15 protein-coding genes and 1 pseudogene are annotated in these 13303 nt (G+C 57.1%); 8 read left to right on the top strand and 8 right to left on the bottom strand.

The features are described from left to right. Together NW819_RS06390 and NW819_RS06385 are read left to right on the top strand one after the other, a co-directional pair. Positions 1 to 306: pseudogene (locus NW819_RS06390) on the top strand (manganese ABC transporter ATP-binding protein); the annotation flags it as partial. Between the two features lie 24 nt (positions 307 to 330). Then, positions 331 to 1164, top strand: coding sequence for a metal ABC transporter permease (locus NW819_RS06385; RefSeq protein ID WP_011432792.1), 834 nt, complete (start codon positions 331 to 333; stop codon positions 1162 to 1164). 68 nt (positions 1165 to 1232) lie between these two features. On the opposite strand, the gene NW819_RS06380 is transcribed toward NW819_RS06385, so the two are convergent. From NW819_RS06380 to NW819_RS06370, 3 genes are all read right to left on the bottom strand, one after another. Continuing rightward, entirely contained in the window at positions 1233 to 1517 is a 285-nt protein-coding gene (locus NW819_RS06380) for an RNA recognition motif domain-containing protein (protein ID WP_011432793.1), read from the bottom strand. Between the two features lie 196 nt (positions 1518 to 1713). Beyond that, positions 1714 to 2496: a 16S rRNA (guanine(527)-N(7))-methyltransferase RsmG gene (gene rsmG, locus NW819_RS06375; protein WP_414413243.1), complete on the bottom strand. Its 783-nt coding sequence runs from the start codon at positions 2494 to 2496 to the stop codon at positions 1714 to 1716. Continuing rightward, positions 2493 to 3482, bottom strand: coding sequence for a hypothetical protein (locus NW819_RS06370; RefSeq protein ID WP_414413242.1), 990 nt, complete (start codon positions 3480 to 3482; stop codon positions 2493 to 2495). Before NW819_RS06370 ends, rsmG begins: the two co-directional genes overlap by 4 nt. A gap of 420 nt (positions 3483 to 3902) precedes the next feature. On the opposite strand from NW819_RS06370, the gene guaA reads away from it, so the two are divergent. After that, positions 3903 to 5453, top strand: coding sequence for a glutamine-hydrolyzing GMP synthase (guaA, locus tag NW819_RS06365; protein ID WP_414331898.1), 1551 nt, complete (start codon positions 3903 to 3905; stop codon positions 5451 to 5453). Positions 5454 to 5498: 45 nt separating this feature from the next. Here guaA and NW819_RS06360 read toward each other — a convergent pair whose 3' ends face one another. The 5 genes from NW819_RS06360 to NW819_RS06340 form a co-directional block, all read right to left on the bottom strand. Further along, positions 5499 to 5720 carry a hypothetical protein gene (locus NW819_RS06360; protein WP_011432797.1) on the bottom strand — a complete coding sequence of 74 codons (222 nt, stop codon included), beginning with the start codon at positions 5718 to 5720 and terminating at the stop codon, positions 5499 to 5501. A 2-nt stretch (positions 5721 to 5722) separates the two neighbouring features. Continuing rightward, complete coding sequence (locus NW819_RS06355) at positions 5723 to 6049, bottom strand: hypothetical protein (RefSeq protein ID WP_414329244.1); 327 nt, start codon at positions 6047 to 6049, stop codon at positions 5723 to 5725. Positions 6050 to 6140: 91 nt separating this feature from the next. Beyond that, complete coding sequence (locus tag NW819_RS06350; RefSeq protein WP_414413241.1) at positions 6141 to 7178, bottom strand: CobW family GTP-binding protein; 1038 nt, start codon at positions 7176 to 7178, stop codon at positions 6141 to 6143. 399 nt (positions 7179 to 7577) lie between these two features. Continuing rightward, positions 7578 to 8606 (bottom strand): DUF4335 domain-containing protein, encoded by a 1029-nt coding sequence (locus tag NW819_RS06345; protein ID WP_414413240.1) that lies wholly within the window; start codon positions 8604 to 8606, stop codon positions 7578 to 7580. After that, on the bottom strand, positions 8587 to 9231 hold the full coding sequence (locus tag NW819_RS06340; RefSeq protein ID WP_011432801.1) for a DUF3038 domain-containing protein: 645 nt from the start codon (positions 9229 to 9231) through the stop codon (positions 8587 to 8589). The genes NW819_RS06345 and NW819_RS06340 overlap by 20 nt, the downstream gene beginning before the upstream one ends. A 502-nt stretch (positions 9232 to 9733) precedes the next feature. Between NW819_RS06340 and NW819_RS06335 the strand changes: the two genes are divergently transcribed. From NW819_RS06335 to NW819_RS06315, 5 genes are all read left to right on the top strand, one after another. Further along, positions 9734 to 10150, top strand: coding sequence for an FHA domain-containing protein (locus NW819_RS06335; protein ID WP_238376925.1), 417 nt, complete (start codon positions 9734 to 9736; stop codon positions 10148 to 10150). Positions 10151 to 10180: 30 nt separating this feature from the next. Next, a complete protein-coding gene (locus tag NW819_RS06330) occupies positions 10181 to 10924 on the top strand; it encodes a class I SAM-dependent methyltransferase (protein ID WP_011432803.1) in 744 nt (247 codons plus the stop codon). Positions 10925 to 10941: 17 nt separating this feature from the next. Continuing rightward, positions 10942 to 11724 carry an ABC transporter permease gene (locus tag NW819_RS06325; protein WP_414349888.1) on the top strand — a complete coding sequence of 261 codons (783 nt, stop codon included), beginning with the start codon at positions 10942 to 10944 and terminating at the stop codon, positions 11722 to 11724. A gap of 254 nt (positions 11725 to 11978) precedes the next feature. Then, the gene (locus NW819_RS06320; protein ID WP_414413239.1) at positions 11979 to 12776 is read left to right on the top strand and encodes a DUF4394 domain-containing protein; all 798 of its coding nucleotides are present in this window, start codon (positions 11979 to 11981) and stop codon (positions 12774 to 12776) included. Positions 12777 to 13074: 298 nt separating this feature from the next. After that, a complete protein-coding gene (locus NW819_RS06315) occupies positions 13075 to 13290 on the top strand; it encodes a sigma factor (protein ID WP_414413238.1) in 216 nt (71 codons plus the stop codon). Positions 13291 to 13303 lie beyond the last annotated feature (13 nt).

Genomic DNA, 13303 nt, shown 5'->3' with positions numbered 1-13303 from the left:
CAGCAGCGGGTGTTCCTGGCGCGGGCCTTGGCGCAAGAAGCGGAGATCTACGCCCTTGACGAACCCTTTGCCGGGATCGACCAGCCCAGCGAAGCTATTTTGTTCCAGGTGTTGCGGGAGCTGGCAGATGCCGGCCACATCGTGATGGTGGTGCACCACGATTTGGGGCAGGCCCGGGCCTACTTCGACGAAGTGCTCCTCCTCAACCGTGTCTTAATTGCCCAGGGATCCCCGCGGGAGGTGTTGCAGCCAGCGGTGTTGCAGCGGGCCTATGGCCGAGCCCTGCTGCTGGACTCAGCTGCCTAGGGAGAGTTTGAGGTCAACAACGTTATGGAATGGCTCTGGCACAGCCTGGCGGATCCCTTGAGTTTTGCCTTCATGCAACGGGCTCTGCTGGTGGCGGTGGCCGTCGGCATTCTCTGTGCCGTGGTGGGCAGCTATCTGCTGGTGCAAAGCTTGGCCCTCCTGGGGGATGCCATCAGCCATTCGCTGCTGCCGGGCCTGGCCATTGCCTACATGCTGGGCCTCAACCTGTTTGTGGGAGCCTTTGTGGCCGGTCTCCTCAGCGCCCTCTTAATTCAATGGATCCGCTCCGCCAGCCCCCTCAAGCCGGATGCAGCCATGGGGATCGTCTTTTCGGCCTTTTTTGCCTTGGGGATCCTGTTGATCACTTTGATCCAACGGCGGGCTCGCATCGATCTCAACCACTTCCTCTTCGGCAACCTCCTGGGGGTGAATGCTGTCGATGTGCTGACAGTGGTGGGCATCACCCTTTTGGTGTTGGGGTTAGTGGCCCTCTTCTTCAAGGAATTGACCTTTTACAGCTTCGATCCCTTGGGGGCCAAAGCAGCCGGCCTGCCTACCGAGCGGCTGGGGTGGGGGCTGATGGTGCTCACCTCCCTGACGTTGGTGGCCAGCATGAAGGCAGTGGGCGTGCTCTTAGTGTTGGCCATGCTGATCACGCCAGCGGCAACCGCCTATCTGGTGGTGCCTCGATTGCACCAGGTGATGCTGTTGGGATCCCTATTTGGGGTGAGCGCCAGCCTGCTGGGGATGTACGCCAGCTACTACCTCAATGTGGCCTCCGGCCCGGCCATCGTCCTGGTGGCCTCCGCCTGGTTTAGCCTGGCCTTTCTGGGCAGAGTGTTCTCAGGAACGCGCTAGAAACCAGGGATCGCGGGTTGGGATCCCTGGCTCAAACCTCATCTGAGAAAGGGTAGATGCATGTTAACTCAAAAGCGGGAAGAGCGGCCATCCCGACCGCCTGCGCTGGTCTGCCGAGGCAACGCCTTGTTGACCCTCAGATCCCGGCCCATCCAAGTAGCGCCATCCAGCTCGTCGATGGCCTTTTGCTCATCGGCTTCGTTTTCCAGTTCCACAAAGGCAAAACCTCGCTTACGGCCAGTCTCCCGATCCACCGGCAGCTTAATTTGCTTAACGGTGCCGTATTCGGCAAACACAAGCCGCAGATCTTCTTCGCTGGCCTTGAAGGACAAATTACCCACAAAAATGGTCATGGCGTAGCACACTCCGAACCTTACCCTTTAGCGTTCAGTTCGGAGGCTCACCTGGTTAAACCATTCGCTCAATCCGAACCTCATGCCAACCACATCTTAGTCTTCCCAATGGCATTTGCAAAGCTATCCTTGCAGCTTTTTGTCCGAGAATTGGGAGAAGCTTTTGTAGCAAGATGGAAACTCAGGATCCTAACCTTCATGGGCGATTGCTTTGGCCCAACGGTTGGCGTTTGGGAGTGCCGGGAGAGCGGGGATAAGGAGGCGGCGTGGGGGCTACTTTCTCCAGCAGTAGGCAGTGGCGCACCCCACGGCTGCGGGGTGTGGTGAAGGCTTCTACATGGATCAGTTTTCCGCCCAGGAGCTCAAGGGCCTGCTCCAAAGTTTGGGCTTCTGCCTCGGTCCAATGGCCGCGATAGAGGATGGCGCGTCCCCCCACCTTGAGCAGAGGCAGGCAATACTCGGCGCAGGTCTCCGCCGAGGCCAAAGCCCTGGCCAGAGCAATATCATAGCTGCCCCGTTCCTGCGGGTCTTGCCCCCAAATTTCGGCCCGCTGAGCCACTGCCCGCGCTTGGGTGAGGGAGAGCCTTTGCAAGGTGTCCTGTACAAAGGCAATCTTGCGTTGGGTGCTGTCCAGCAAGGTAAAGCTGGCCTGAGGCAGGGCAATTTGGGCCGGGATCCCTGGAAACCCTGCCCCGGTGCCGATGTCGATCCCCCGCCAGGGCTGAGCTTGGATTGCCTCCCAGGATCCCAGCAGGCGTAGGCCCCGCAGCGAATCCCACAGGTGTTTCTCCCAAAAGTCGATGGGATCGGTGATGCGGGTCAGGTTCTGGGTTCGGTTTCCGGCCATCACCAGCGGATAGAGCTGTTGCAGTTGTTGCTGCTGCTGTTCAGAAGGCTGCCAACCCAGCTCCGCCAGCCAGCTTTCCCACAGCGTCTTGAGCTGTGGGGGCTCAGAGGAAGAAGCGTCAGCCTTCTTCATCCCAGGGATCCCAGTTTCAATCCAGCGGGGATGGCTCTGTCGGCCCAGCCTTTCAGCTCTTGGGTCAAGCCCTGCAAAGAACGGTCGGTGCCCAGCAGCTCTTGGTTTAAGCAAACCAACTCCTGCAAATCCAGCTCCTGACAGCTGGCCCAATCTTCCGCCAGCAAGTTAATCGGCTGCGGCTGAGCCTGAAGCAACTGATGAGAGGCCAACTCCAGCTCTACATTCAAAAGCACCTGCTCCAGCCGTTCTACCCGCTCCTGCATTTGCGCCAGCAGGGCTGCCAACTGCTGACAGCAATGGTGAACCCGCTGAGCATAGACCTTGAGCGGCAGGGTCAGCGGCAGCAACGACTCAGACAACAGTTGAATCAGGTGCTGGGCCTCCAGTTCTTCCAGTTGCAGGTCTTGCCAAATGGCGTGGTAAAGATGGAGCGAAAGACGACAGGTTTCCAGGCGCTGGTAGCAGGGCTGTAATACAGAACCGCGCAGCTCCTGCAGATAGTCGGCCCACAGTTGCCCAGCCTCTACTACCCAACCTGTCTGGAAAAAACTCCACCCCTGGGCCAACAGCCAACCGATCAACAGGCCCGCCAACAATTGGTTTTTTTGTCGCAACAGGAAAGGCGAAAGGTGCTCTCCCCAAACGGCTAACCCCAGCCAGATCAGGGCAGCCAAAGTCAAATGGGGCAAGCTGATCATCTCGGCCAACAGCTGGGCAGACCAGCGCTGGCGCAGCATCCAGATCACCCCGGCGCCCAAGCTGTACAGCCCTCCCCCCAACAGCGGGATCAACACCAGCCACAGGGGTTGTCCCCTCCACAGGTGCGATAGTGACCCATCTTCGCCCAGCGCATCCCAACTGAGCAAGTACAAAGCCAGCAGAGCCAAAACCACGACCCAGCCCTGCTGTCGCTTGAGACGGCGGGCTAGAAGACGACGGCGGCGGCGCAGATAGGTTTGAAAGGACTCGGCAACAATCGACATAAAAAAATGGCACTGCGGATCCCTACCAATACCCCCACCGGCCTGGAGCGCTCCTTCACGATCATAAGTCTTAACTTTGCTAGGTCATCTGGCTTCTGTATTGCGTTGTTGGCGGGAGTCATGCCCAGCCGGTGGCCAGCTTTTTCAGGGGCTCATCAGGCGGTTTTTCGGCGAGACTCCTCCGAGAAGCGCTGTTTTCTCGGCAAGCCTGACAGAGGCTTTTTAGAGGAGGCAGCCGCGTGCAAGCTCTCCACCCCTGTTACCATGGAAGAGCCCTTAATGTTTCTTTCGTATCCATCGTATCCATAGCCAAGCTAGTCTCTTGGACCGGCTTTTTTATTGTGCACTGTGCCAGGTTTTGTGATCCCTTCTGCATCTCCTCCCAGTTCCGGCCTTTCCCCCCTCGAAGTGCAGCGCCAGATGATCGTCATTCTCGATTTTGGATCCCAGTACTCTGAGCTGATTGCCCGCCGCATCCGCGAAACCCACGTCTATTCGGAAATCCTTTCCTATCGCACCACTGCTGAGCAACTGCGGCAACTGCAACCGCAGGGCATTATCCTCTCCGGGGGCCCCAACTCGGTGTATGAGCCAGCCGCTCCGGTGTGTGACCCCGAGATTTGGAACCTAGGGATCCCGGTTCTGGGGGTGTGCTACGGCATGCAACTCATGGTGCAGCAGTTGGGGGGCAAGGTGGAAGCAGCCCAGAAGGGGGAATATGGCCGTGCCGCTCTGCACATTTTGGATCCCACCGACCTGCTCACCAACCTGCCGGAAAACAGCATCATGTGGATGAGCCACGGGGATTCGGTTACCGAACTGCCGCCGGGCTTTCACACCTTGGCCTCTACCGACAACACCCCCTGTGCCGCCATTGCCGATCCAAGGCGTCGTCTCTACGGGGTGCAATTTCATCCGGAGGTGGCCCACTCAGAGGCTGGCGCCTTTCTCATCCGCAACTTTGTCTATCACATCTGCGGTTGCGAGCCCACCTGGACAACGGCAGCTTTTCTGGAGGAAGCCATTCGAGAGGTACGTGCCCGTGTGGGCAATAAGAAGGTGCTGTTGGCCCTCTCGGGGGGGGTAGACAGCTCTACTTTGGCTTTTCTGCTGCACAAGGCCATCGGCGACCAGCTCACCTGCGTGTTCATCGACCAAGGGTTTATGCGCAAGGAAGAGCCCCAGCGGCTGCTGCGCCTTTTCCAAGAGCAATTTCACATTCCCGTCCACTACGTGGATGGCCAGGAGCGGTTTCTCCGGCAGTTGCAGGGGGTTACCGATCCCGAAGAAAAACGCAAACGAATTGGGGCAGAGTTTATTCGCGTGTTTGAGGAAGAATCCCAGCGGCTGGGTCCTTTTGAGTACTTAGCCCAAGGCACTCTCTACCCAGACGTGATCGAGTCTGCCAATACCCATGTGGATCCGGTTACTGGAGAACGCATTGCCGTCAAGATCAAAAGCCATCACAATGTCGGCGGCCTGCCCGAAAATCTGCGCTTTAAGCTGGTAGAGCCTTTGCGCAAGCTCTTCAAAGACGAGGTGCGGCAACTGGCCCGCTCTTTGGGTCTGCCGGAAGAGATTGTGGGCCGCCATCCTTTTCCGGGGCCGGGGCTGGCCATCCGCATTGTAGGCGAGGTTACCAAAGAACGGCTGGAAACCCTGCGAGAAGCGGACATGATCGTGCGGCAGGAGATCAACCGCTCCGGCTACTATCCCAAACTTTGGCAAGCCTTTGCCGTGCTGCTGCCAGAGGTGCGGTCGGTAGGGGTGATGGGGGATAAGCGCACCTATGCCTGCCCGGTGGTGGTGCGGCTGGTTACCAGCGAAGACGGTATGACCGCCGATTGGGCGCGAGTTCCCTACGACCTCTTGGCCACCATTTCCAACCGCATCGTCAACGAGGTGCCCGGCATCAACCGCGTGGTTTACGACATCACCTCCAAGCCCCCTGGCACCATCGAGTGGGAGTAGGCGGGATCCCTTGCGTCTGGCCTCGATTCCCGGCTGGATCGATGGCTACCTATGGCCAGCTTCCGGCAGGGAATAGGAAGGGCTTGAGCTGAAGGGCTGAGCGGCTTGGACTTCCATTCGGGCCAAAGTCGTAGCGGCATCCGCCAGTTGCAGAGCAAGGTTGGCACGGCTAATCGGATCCCGGGCATTCCAGAGATCCTGTCCCAAACAAAACACCCGATAGCGAAAGGCTTTGATCGAGCGCGATGGGATGACCTTGACAGTCATAGCTACAACCTCTTCTCCACAGAGACGTGAATAGTCAGCAGAACCCGCTCGGGCTCAAGGTAAACAAATGTTACCAAAACAACCTCGTCCTCAGAGGTAATGCTTACCGGGCAGGTGGCTTTCGGGGGTTCCACCCGTTCATGCCGTACCCCCACAGTGTATTCTCCAATTGGCAGGTCATCAAATCCAGCGTCCGCATAGATCAACTCAATGGTTTCTTCTGCAATCAACTGCCCCTCTCGCTCCAGGAAACTGAGAAAAGGGATCCCATCGATAGAGGTGAGCGCGTTGTTGGCCTGATTGCGGATCATCACAAAGATGTCGGACATGGAGAGTGGGCCATCACCTCAGGGCTTCATGATCGAGGCTGCTGGAACATTGCCCGACTGTTTTGAGCCTGGACTGCCGCCAATCCCTGATTCAGCGACCAAACCCTCGACCCCGCGTGGCCGGACGGGCAATACAGGCCTGGAGTTTTTCCCGCAACCGGGCTGTATCGAGCCGCTGACCGATGAGCACCAACTGGTTTTTGGGCTGGCGAGGCCAATCATCGCTGCTGAGGGTATAGCGCCGACCGCTGAGGTGAAAGATATGTCGCTCTGGGCTTTCCTCAAACCACAACACCCCTTTGGCACGAAAGACTGCATCGGGCAACTCGTTGAGAAAATTTTGGAAAGCATCCAAAGAGAAGGGCTGATCGCTCTCAAAGGCTAGGGAGTTAAAGCCGTCGGCCTCGATGTGGCTGTGATGGGAGTGGTGGTGGTCATGATCGTGCTCATGGTCATGGTGGTCGTGACTGTCGTGAACGTGGGCTTCTTCTTGGGGCAAGGAACTGGCCTGAAACAAATCGGTATCCAAGATTAGCTCCAGGGGAACTGCGCTGTTGACGGTGCGCAAAATGCGGGCATCTTCTTTGATCTCGCGGATGCGTTTTTCCAGACGCTCGATCTCGGCTTCCTCGACCAAATCGATTTTGTTGAGGAGAATCACATCCCCATAGGCAATTTGGCTGTAGGCCACGTTGCTGTTGAACAGATCGGGGGCAAAGTTGGTGGCATCTACCAGGGTGATAATCGAGTCTAGCCGCGTCAGATCTCGCAATTCTGGCCCCAAAAAGGTGAGGGCCACCGGCAAGGGATCCGCCAATCCCGTAGTCTCCACCACCAGGTAGTCGATCTTGTCGGAACGTTCCATCAACCGCAACACGCTTTCGGCGATGTCGTCCCGGATGGTGCAGCAGATGCAGCCGTTGTTCAGCTCCACCAAGTCTTCTTCGCTGGAGACGATCAGTTCCGCATCGATGCTGATCTCGCCGAACTCGTTGACCAGCACCGCTGTGCGCATCCCTTTCTGGTTGTTGAGGATGTGGTTGAGAAGGGTGGTTTTCCCACTGCCCAAAAAACCTGTGATGATGGTGACAGGTAAGCCTCGCTTAGGCACTTCGATGGTTGCGGTCATAGAGTGGCAGCGATCCGAATAGAGGAAACTCTTCCACTTTACCCTCATTGCCCTTGTCCCCTGAGGCCGGGTGAACCTCTCAGATGCGGTCGGTAGAGCCTTTGCGCCTCGGCATTGGCGGCGTCGCCAGTGTGGCCCTGGCTCTCCCAACTCGGCGGCCTCTCTCTTTCTGGCTTACTCTTCAGGGTCAGATTGCTTCCTCTAATCCCCTGGCCCTGAAAGTAGGGTTATTTCGATTCAAACTGGGACAATGCACCCAACACCTAAAACGTTGAACGCAGGGGGCCAGAGAGCTGTTCTCAGTGGCCCACGGGTCTCACCCTAACCTGAAGTGACTATCGATAACATCCCTAGGTAGACTATAGTGCTGACCCACCCCAGCTTGGCCTGTCAAGATGCCTACCTGTCCTGAGTCACTTCCACCTGGTTGCCCGGCTCTAGGCTGACGCGGAACTGTTGGGCGCCTGCCGGCAAGGGATCCGGTGTCAGATCGGGCAGGTTGGCAAAGGGGGTTTCGGCGCGACGCTCCCGGGCCAGCGCATCCTCCGGCTCGGCGGCCAGGGGGGATCCCGTCCTATCCACCGTTACCCGGTAGACCAAGCTCTCTGGCCAATCGGGGGGAGACTGCCACTGCTCTGCCAAAATGTCTCGCAGACGGGAAAGGGGATCCGCCCCTGCTGCCTCTCTTCCCGCTGTTGGGTCAGATTCTTGGAGGGATGTGGCCAAAGGCTGCGATTGACCCGTCAAGGCAGGGATGGTGAGCTGCTCTTGCGGGGAAGGGGAAGCTGTGGGATCCCTAGGGGGGCGACTGGCCCAGATCCCAACACCGGCCACAACTGCGATCCCGCCCACCAGCAGGGCCGCGATCCCAGTGGGCTGTCGATACCAAGCCCGCGTCACCGGAGTTCCCAGATTGGCCAGTTGGGGAATATCGTCGGCCACCTGGGAGAGGTTCTCCAGCAGGTCGTACAACTGCGTCATCGACAGATCTACTTGTGCGATGCGATCTTCCCCTTGGCGCACCGTGAGACGATGAAAAATAAAATCAAGCGGACGGATGGCCACGGTACCGCTGAAGGTTCCCTTGGGTTCCCCACTCAAGTGGGATCCCACGTAGCGGTCGATTACGGTGATCAAATCGTTGAGCCAAACGTTATCGCCGTGTAAAGTTTTGACCGTTTCCCCCTGGCGGATTTCCAACTGACACTCGAAGCTGCGCTGGATGGCTTGCAGCGGCGGCGTTGCAGAGGAGTCTGAAGAATTGGAATCGGCAGGGGCTTCTCCCCGTACAGTCAGCGTAGAAGTGGGCTGTTGATAGGTGTGGCTAACCAGGGTAAGGTTGGGCATGGCAACTGCGGGCGAACAACACGGGTAGAGGGCTACAGAGGCGATAATTGACAAAACTGCCTCAAGAAGAGGGTGAGGCATCGGGGCCGGAGCTGTGGGCTACCCCCTCTTCTTCCAGATCGCTGCCGGCAGGCAAATCCATCTCAGGACGGCTGAGCAAGGCTTTCCACAGGCGCTGAGCGCCTTTCGGGCTACTGTAGAACATCAGCTCAATCAAGATGCGCAGGGCCAGCTCGGTGAGGCTATTCTCATCGCGCACGTCCCCATCCACCATGCGGCTGCGGTAGTGAGAGAGGAATTCATCCAAGTAATCTCCCACCAGCGGCTGACGGAAGGGGCTGAGCTCTTGATCGACAGCGGCTTCCAGTTGCTCCAAGGTGCTGCGGATACGGGCTTGTTGCTGAGCAGCCAGATAGGCAATCACCATCACCAGGGCGCGGGCCTCTTCGATATCGACCTTTTTGCGCCCACCGCTGCTGCGGCGCAAGGGGTTAGCATTGCGCAGTCGCCAGAGGGTCACCCGGTCGCCAATCTGCTCTTCCAAGTTGAGGGCTTTGGCTGCGGCCAGAACCGCTTCGGAACTTTCTCCGCTCAGGGACTCCAACCCCAGCAGTAGCAAGTCCAACTGGGCTTTGATGGTACCGGTGGCTGTGTTCAGGCCAACGGGCCGACTGTCTAACTGAATGTGCTTGTGTTCCACCGTCACGCTGTCAATGGGAGCTTTGGGTTTCGACGAAACTCTATGATCTCCTGTCCAAGCCAAACCTGCAACCTACCTCCCTGCGCTCTAGTCTAAAAGACTTTGGGCATGCTAGACTGCTCGCCAGCCTGCCGAGAGTTGAGCTCTCAGGGTTCTTCCCCAAAACGGGGTAACTCTGGATGCATCTTAGACCAATAAGAATGGGTTTTCTGGGCCGGTTTCTGTTTCGGCAACACCCCTACTCCTAGCTGAACTTGGGCTTTTGGACTCAGGGGGATGGCTACTTATAATGGGGAAAGCAGCTGCTGCTTTGGCCTTTAAGAGCTAAGTGACTACCCACCTTTATTGAGTTTCCCTTTTGTTGACACCAGCGACTCTAGGTGCAGCTTGATTCATCATGGCCTCTTCTGCTCGCTGCAGTACTCAGCCTGTCCCTGTTCACTGGGTCTTGATCTTCAGGGATCGATTGGGGCAGAGGGGGGTTGTTCTGGATAGTATCTATTACTCAGTGGGACGGTCTAAAGACAATCATATTCGCCTTTACGATCCCTGCGTCTCTCGGAAACACGCTTCCCTCATCCGCATCCCAGGTTCAGGGCCAACTGCACAGGGATCCCTGCAGTACAGCTACATGGTATTCGATGGCAGTCCGGGATCCAGGCCCAGCACCAATGGCCTATTCGTCAACGGAAAACGGGTTTTGTCCCATCGCCTTCAGCTCCTAGATAAGATAAGGTTTGGGCCGAACGTAACAGCAATTGTGGAGACAACGGATCGACTCAGCCCGGAAACCCTAGCCAAGTTATTGCAGCCTCTGGATGCTGCTAGCTCTACATCCCCATCCACCTTTGATTTTAATAAAGACACGGAGCCGAACCCGGAAAACCTGGCTCAGCCAGAGGAAGAGGATTTCACTGTTGCCTAAGCCAACCCAACCAGTCTTCTGAATCCTCCTGTGCCCCCCATCCCACCTGCTCTGAGCGGCTACTGGCAAAATGCCTTTGACCTAGAAGCCCATCTGGGATCCTTCCTGGGCCTTGGGGCTGCCGATCTGCGGGAGAAACTGCGGGCAGGGCAGCAGCAATTGGCGGAGTTGGGCCGGCGAGACTTTGGCTGGGATCGGGCAGATGCGTTTTATCGGGATCAGGTGAGATCCGCCTATCTGCTGGATTTGGCGGCTTGGCACCTGAGCAGCACCGACTACATCGGCGATACCTTACGCCTGGTGGCGGATCATGCCCGCGGGTTGGTGTTGGATTTTGGCGGCGGCATCGGCACCCATGCTATCGGGGCGGCCCTCTGCGCAGCGGTGGATCAGGTGATCTTCTGGGATATCAACCCCATCCATCGGCAGTTTGTGCAATGGCGGGCGGAAAAGCTGGGCTTAACCGAGCGCATCCACTGTCCAGAAAACTTCCCAGAAGAGATCTTTTTTGACACGGTCATCTGCTTCGATGTGGTGGAACATCTGGCGGATCCGGCAGCGCAGTTGCGGCAGTTTTACGACTGGCTCAAGCCGTCAGGTAAGCTTTTGATCAACTGGTACTTTTTCAAGGGGTTTAACGGCGAGTTTCCTTTTCACCTGGACGACCCGCAAAAGGTAGAGCAATTCTTTCAGGTGCTGCAAAGCTGTTTTTTGGAGGTGTTTCACCCCTATTTCATTACCGCCCGCTGTTACCGCAAGTGGGATAAAAGCTGAGATTGGAGAAAACCAAGGTGCTGCGCTATTTGCGGATATTGTGGCTGTTTTGGAGCACCTCAATCGCGGCAGAAATGGAGTACCGTGCCAATTTTTTCTTTGCCAGCCTCAGCAGTCTGGGTGGCTTGGGATCCGCTCTGTTTGGGCTGTCGTTGTTTTACCAGCAGGGGCACCGGCTGGGCGGTTGGAGTTGGCCGGAAGCCCTCATCGTGTTGGGGGTGTTCACCATTCTGCAGGGGGTGTCGGCCAGTCTCTTTAACGTCAACCTCAATCGCATTGTGCAGCAGGTGCAGGAAGGCACCTTGGATTTTGTTTTGCTAAAGCCAATAAGCAGCCAGTTTTGGCTGTCGGCCAGGGTGTTTTCTCCCTGGGGCCTGGTGGATATCGGCTTTGGCCTGTTGCTGATTCTCTACGCCGGGATCCAGCTCCATTTGCCTGCTTGGGCCTATGCTCTGGGGCTGCTGCCTCTGCTGCTGGGGCTGATCATCCTCTACAGCCTCTGGTTTATGTTGGGAGCCACCAGCATTTGGTTTGTCAAAATCTACAACGTCACCGAGGTGCTGCGGGGCCTAGTAGAGGCAGGACGATTTCCGATAGTGGCCTATCCGGTGGCCTACCGCGTGTTTTTCACCTTCGTCGTGCCGGTGGCTTTCCTGACCACCATCCCGGCGGAGACCCTGCTGGGGCGAGCCCAATGGCCGTGGCTGCTGGGATCCGCTCTGCTGGCGGCAGGGCTGTTGTGGGGATCCCATCTTTTCTGGCGCTTTGCCCTGCGCTTTTACACCAGCGCTTCCAGTTAAAGTCTGGGCCAAAAAGCTTGGATCCCAGGCATCCGAGTTCTGGGGAGTTGAGTAATTTCTACAGACGCGCCCCATGCGCTGCCATCGCAGAGAACAACTGCCTTCAGTACAAGGCAGAGGGAATCGCAGAGTTCTCTGGGTTGAGGGCAAAAAAGTTTTCACTGCAGCGCTTTGCAGCCACAGGCTCTGTGGTTTAGGGGGGCTTGTCTGTCAGTGGTTTTGATGGTTTGTCGATCTTTTGAGGAGCCTGTTCAATGCACAAACACACAAGCTTTGTAGCAGCATCTGTGATAGCCGGCAGTTTTGCTCTCTTGGGCTGTGGCAGCAGCACTTCGTCTTCGATGATGCCTTCCCAAGCGGATTTGGTGGATTTGAGCAGCGGCAACCGCCTCACCTTTATCCGCTCCGCCGATGCTTCTGTGCAAGGATCCCTGACGGTAACAGGAGTGAACGGCAACCTCATTGGTATCGATGTGCGTCCTGCCAACCGGCTGCTTTACGGGCTGACCGACACCAGCATCCTTTACACCATCAACTTGCAGACCGGTGTCGCTACCGTGGCCAGCACTCTGTCGGTTCCCTTCACCGCGGGCACGCTTTCTGGCATGGATTTCAACCCTGTTCCGGATCGGCTGCGCTTGGTGGGAGCCAATGGCCAGAACTTCCGCATCAATGTGGATACGGGCGAAGTGATCCAAGATAGACCTTTGGCCTTTGGCCCAATGGAACTACAGGGATCCCAGCCGGCCATCACCGCCGCCTACACCAACAATGTGGCGGGTGCCCAATCCACGCGGCTGCTGAACATCGACGGGCAACGGAACCTGCTGGTGTTGCAGAATCCCCCCAACGATGGGGTTCAGGTGCCCATTGGCCCTCTGGGGGTGAACTTCGGCCCTATGGGTGGGTTTGACATCCGTACTGCTGATGGAGTGGATACCGGCTTTGCCATCGGCGGCTCCACCTTGTATCGAATTGACCTAAACACCGGTCGGGCCACATCCCTGGGCACCCTGCCGGGTGGGCCGTTCTTTGGCTTGGCCGCCCTCTAGGAAAGCCGATTCCCATTTGCCTATCTAAATCAAGGTTAATCAACATTAATCAATGTTTTGGATTCATTGATTTGGAACCAATTGTTGGAATCGTTTTGAGATCGTTGCTGCTGTTGATCCTTGACCCGGCCCGATCCCAGCTCAGGATTGGGCCTTCTATTTCCCCACAAGTCAGGGTTGACCTTCGCCTATGCAGACGATAAATTATGAAAGCCGCTGCCCTGCTTGGATTACTCTGGGCGATGCTTGTGCCTCTGCAGTTTCTCTCTCTCTTCCATCCCGTTTCCTCTTCCCGCTCATGAAGATCGAGGGCGACAAAGCTGAGGGATCCCTGCAGGAAAAAACCGATGCAGAGGTGTTTGCAGCCCTAAAAGCAGGCCGGTCACAAGCTCTGGCCATTCTCTACGACCGACATGCCGGCTTGGTGTATGGAATTGCCTGTAAAATGCTGGGCAACACTGCCGAGGCCGAAGATCTCACCCAGGATATTTTTTTGAACTTGGCTCGTTCCTGATACATTTACGCTG

Source organism: Synechococcus sp. R8-2 (assembly GCF_047461715.1).
Classification (GTDB): Bacteria; Cyanobacteriota; Cyanobacteriia; order Thermostichales; family Thermostichaceae; genus Thermostichus.
The sequence above is the reverse complement of the archived record's forward strand: the minus strand, read 5'-3'. Positions and strand labels throughout refer to the sequence as shown.

What these genes read in the sequence shown, in the direction of transcription:
- NW819_RS06380 (WP_011432793.1), bottom strand. Translation starts at nt 1,517, where the DNA reads ATGACCATTTTTGTGGGTAATTTGTCCTTCAAGGCCAGCGAAGAAGAT.
- NW819_RS06355 (WP_414329244.1), bottom strand. Translation starts at nt 6,049, where the DNA reads ATGTCCGACATCTTTGTGATGATCCGCAATCAGGCCAACAACGCGCTC.
- NW819_RS06370 (WP_414413242.1), bottom strand. Translation starts at nt 3,482, where the DNA reads ATGTCGATTGTTGCCGAGTCCTTTCAAACCTATCTGCGCCGCCGCCGT.
- NW819_RS06360 (WP_011432797.1), bottom strand. Translation starts at nt 5,720, where the DNA reads ATGACTGTCAAGGTCATCCCATCGCGCTCGATCAAAGCCTTTCGCTAT.
- guaA (WP_414331898.1), top strand. Translation starts at nt 3,903, where the DNA reads ATGATCGTCATTCTCGATTTTGGATCCCAGTACTCTGAGCTGATTGCC.
- NW819_RS06320 (WP_414413239.1), top strand. Translation starts at nt 11,979, where the DNA reads ATGCACAAACACACAAGCTTTGTAGCAGCATCTGTGATAGCCGGCAGT.
- NW819_RS06315 (WP_414413238.1), top strand. Translation starts at nt 13,075, where the DNA reads ATGAAGATCGAGGGCGACAAAGCTGAGGGATCCCTGCAGGAAAAAACC.
- NW819_RS06385 (WP_011432792.1), top strand. Translation starts at nt 331, where the DNA reads ATGGAATGGCTCTGGCACAGCCTGGCGGATCCCTTGAGTTTTGCCTTC.
- NW819_RS06350 (WP_414413241.1), bottom strand. Translation starts at nt 7,178, where the DNA reads ATGACCGCAACCATCGAAGTGCCTAAGCGAGGCTTACCTGTCACCATC.
- rsmG (WP_414413243.1), bottom strand. Translation starts at nt 2,496, where the DNA reads ATGAAGAAGGCTGACGCTTCTTCCTCTGAGCCCCCACAGCTCAAGACG.
- NW819_RS06345 (WP_414413240.1), bottom strand. Translation starts at nt 8,606, where the DNA reads ATGCCTCACCCTCTTCTTGAGGCAGTTTTGTCAATTATCGCCTCTGTA.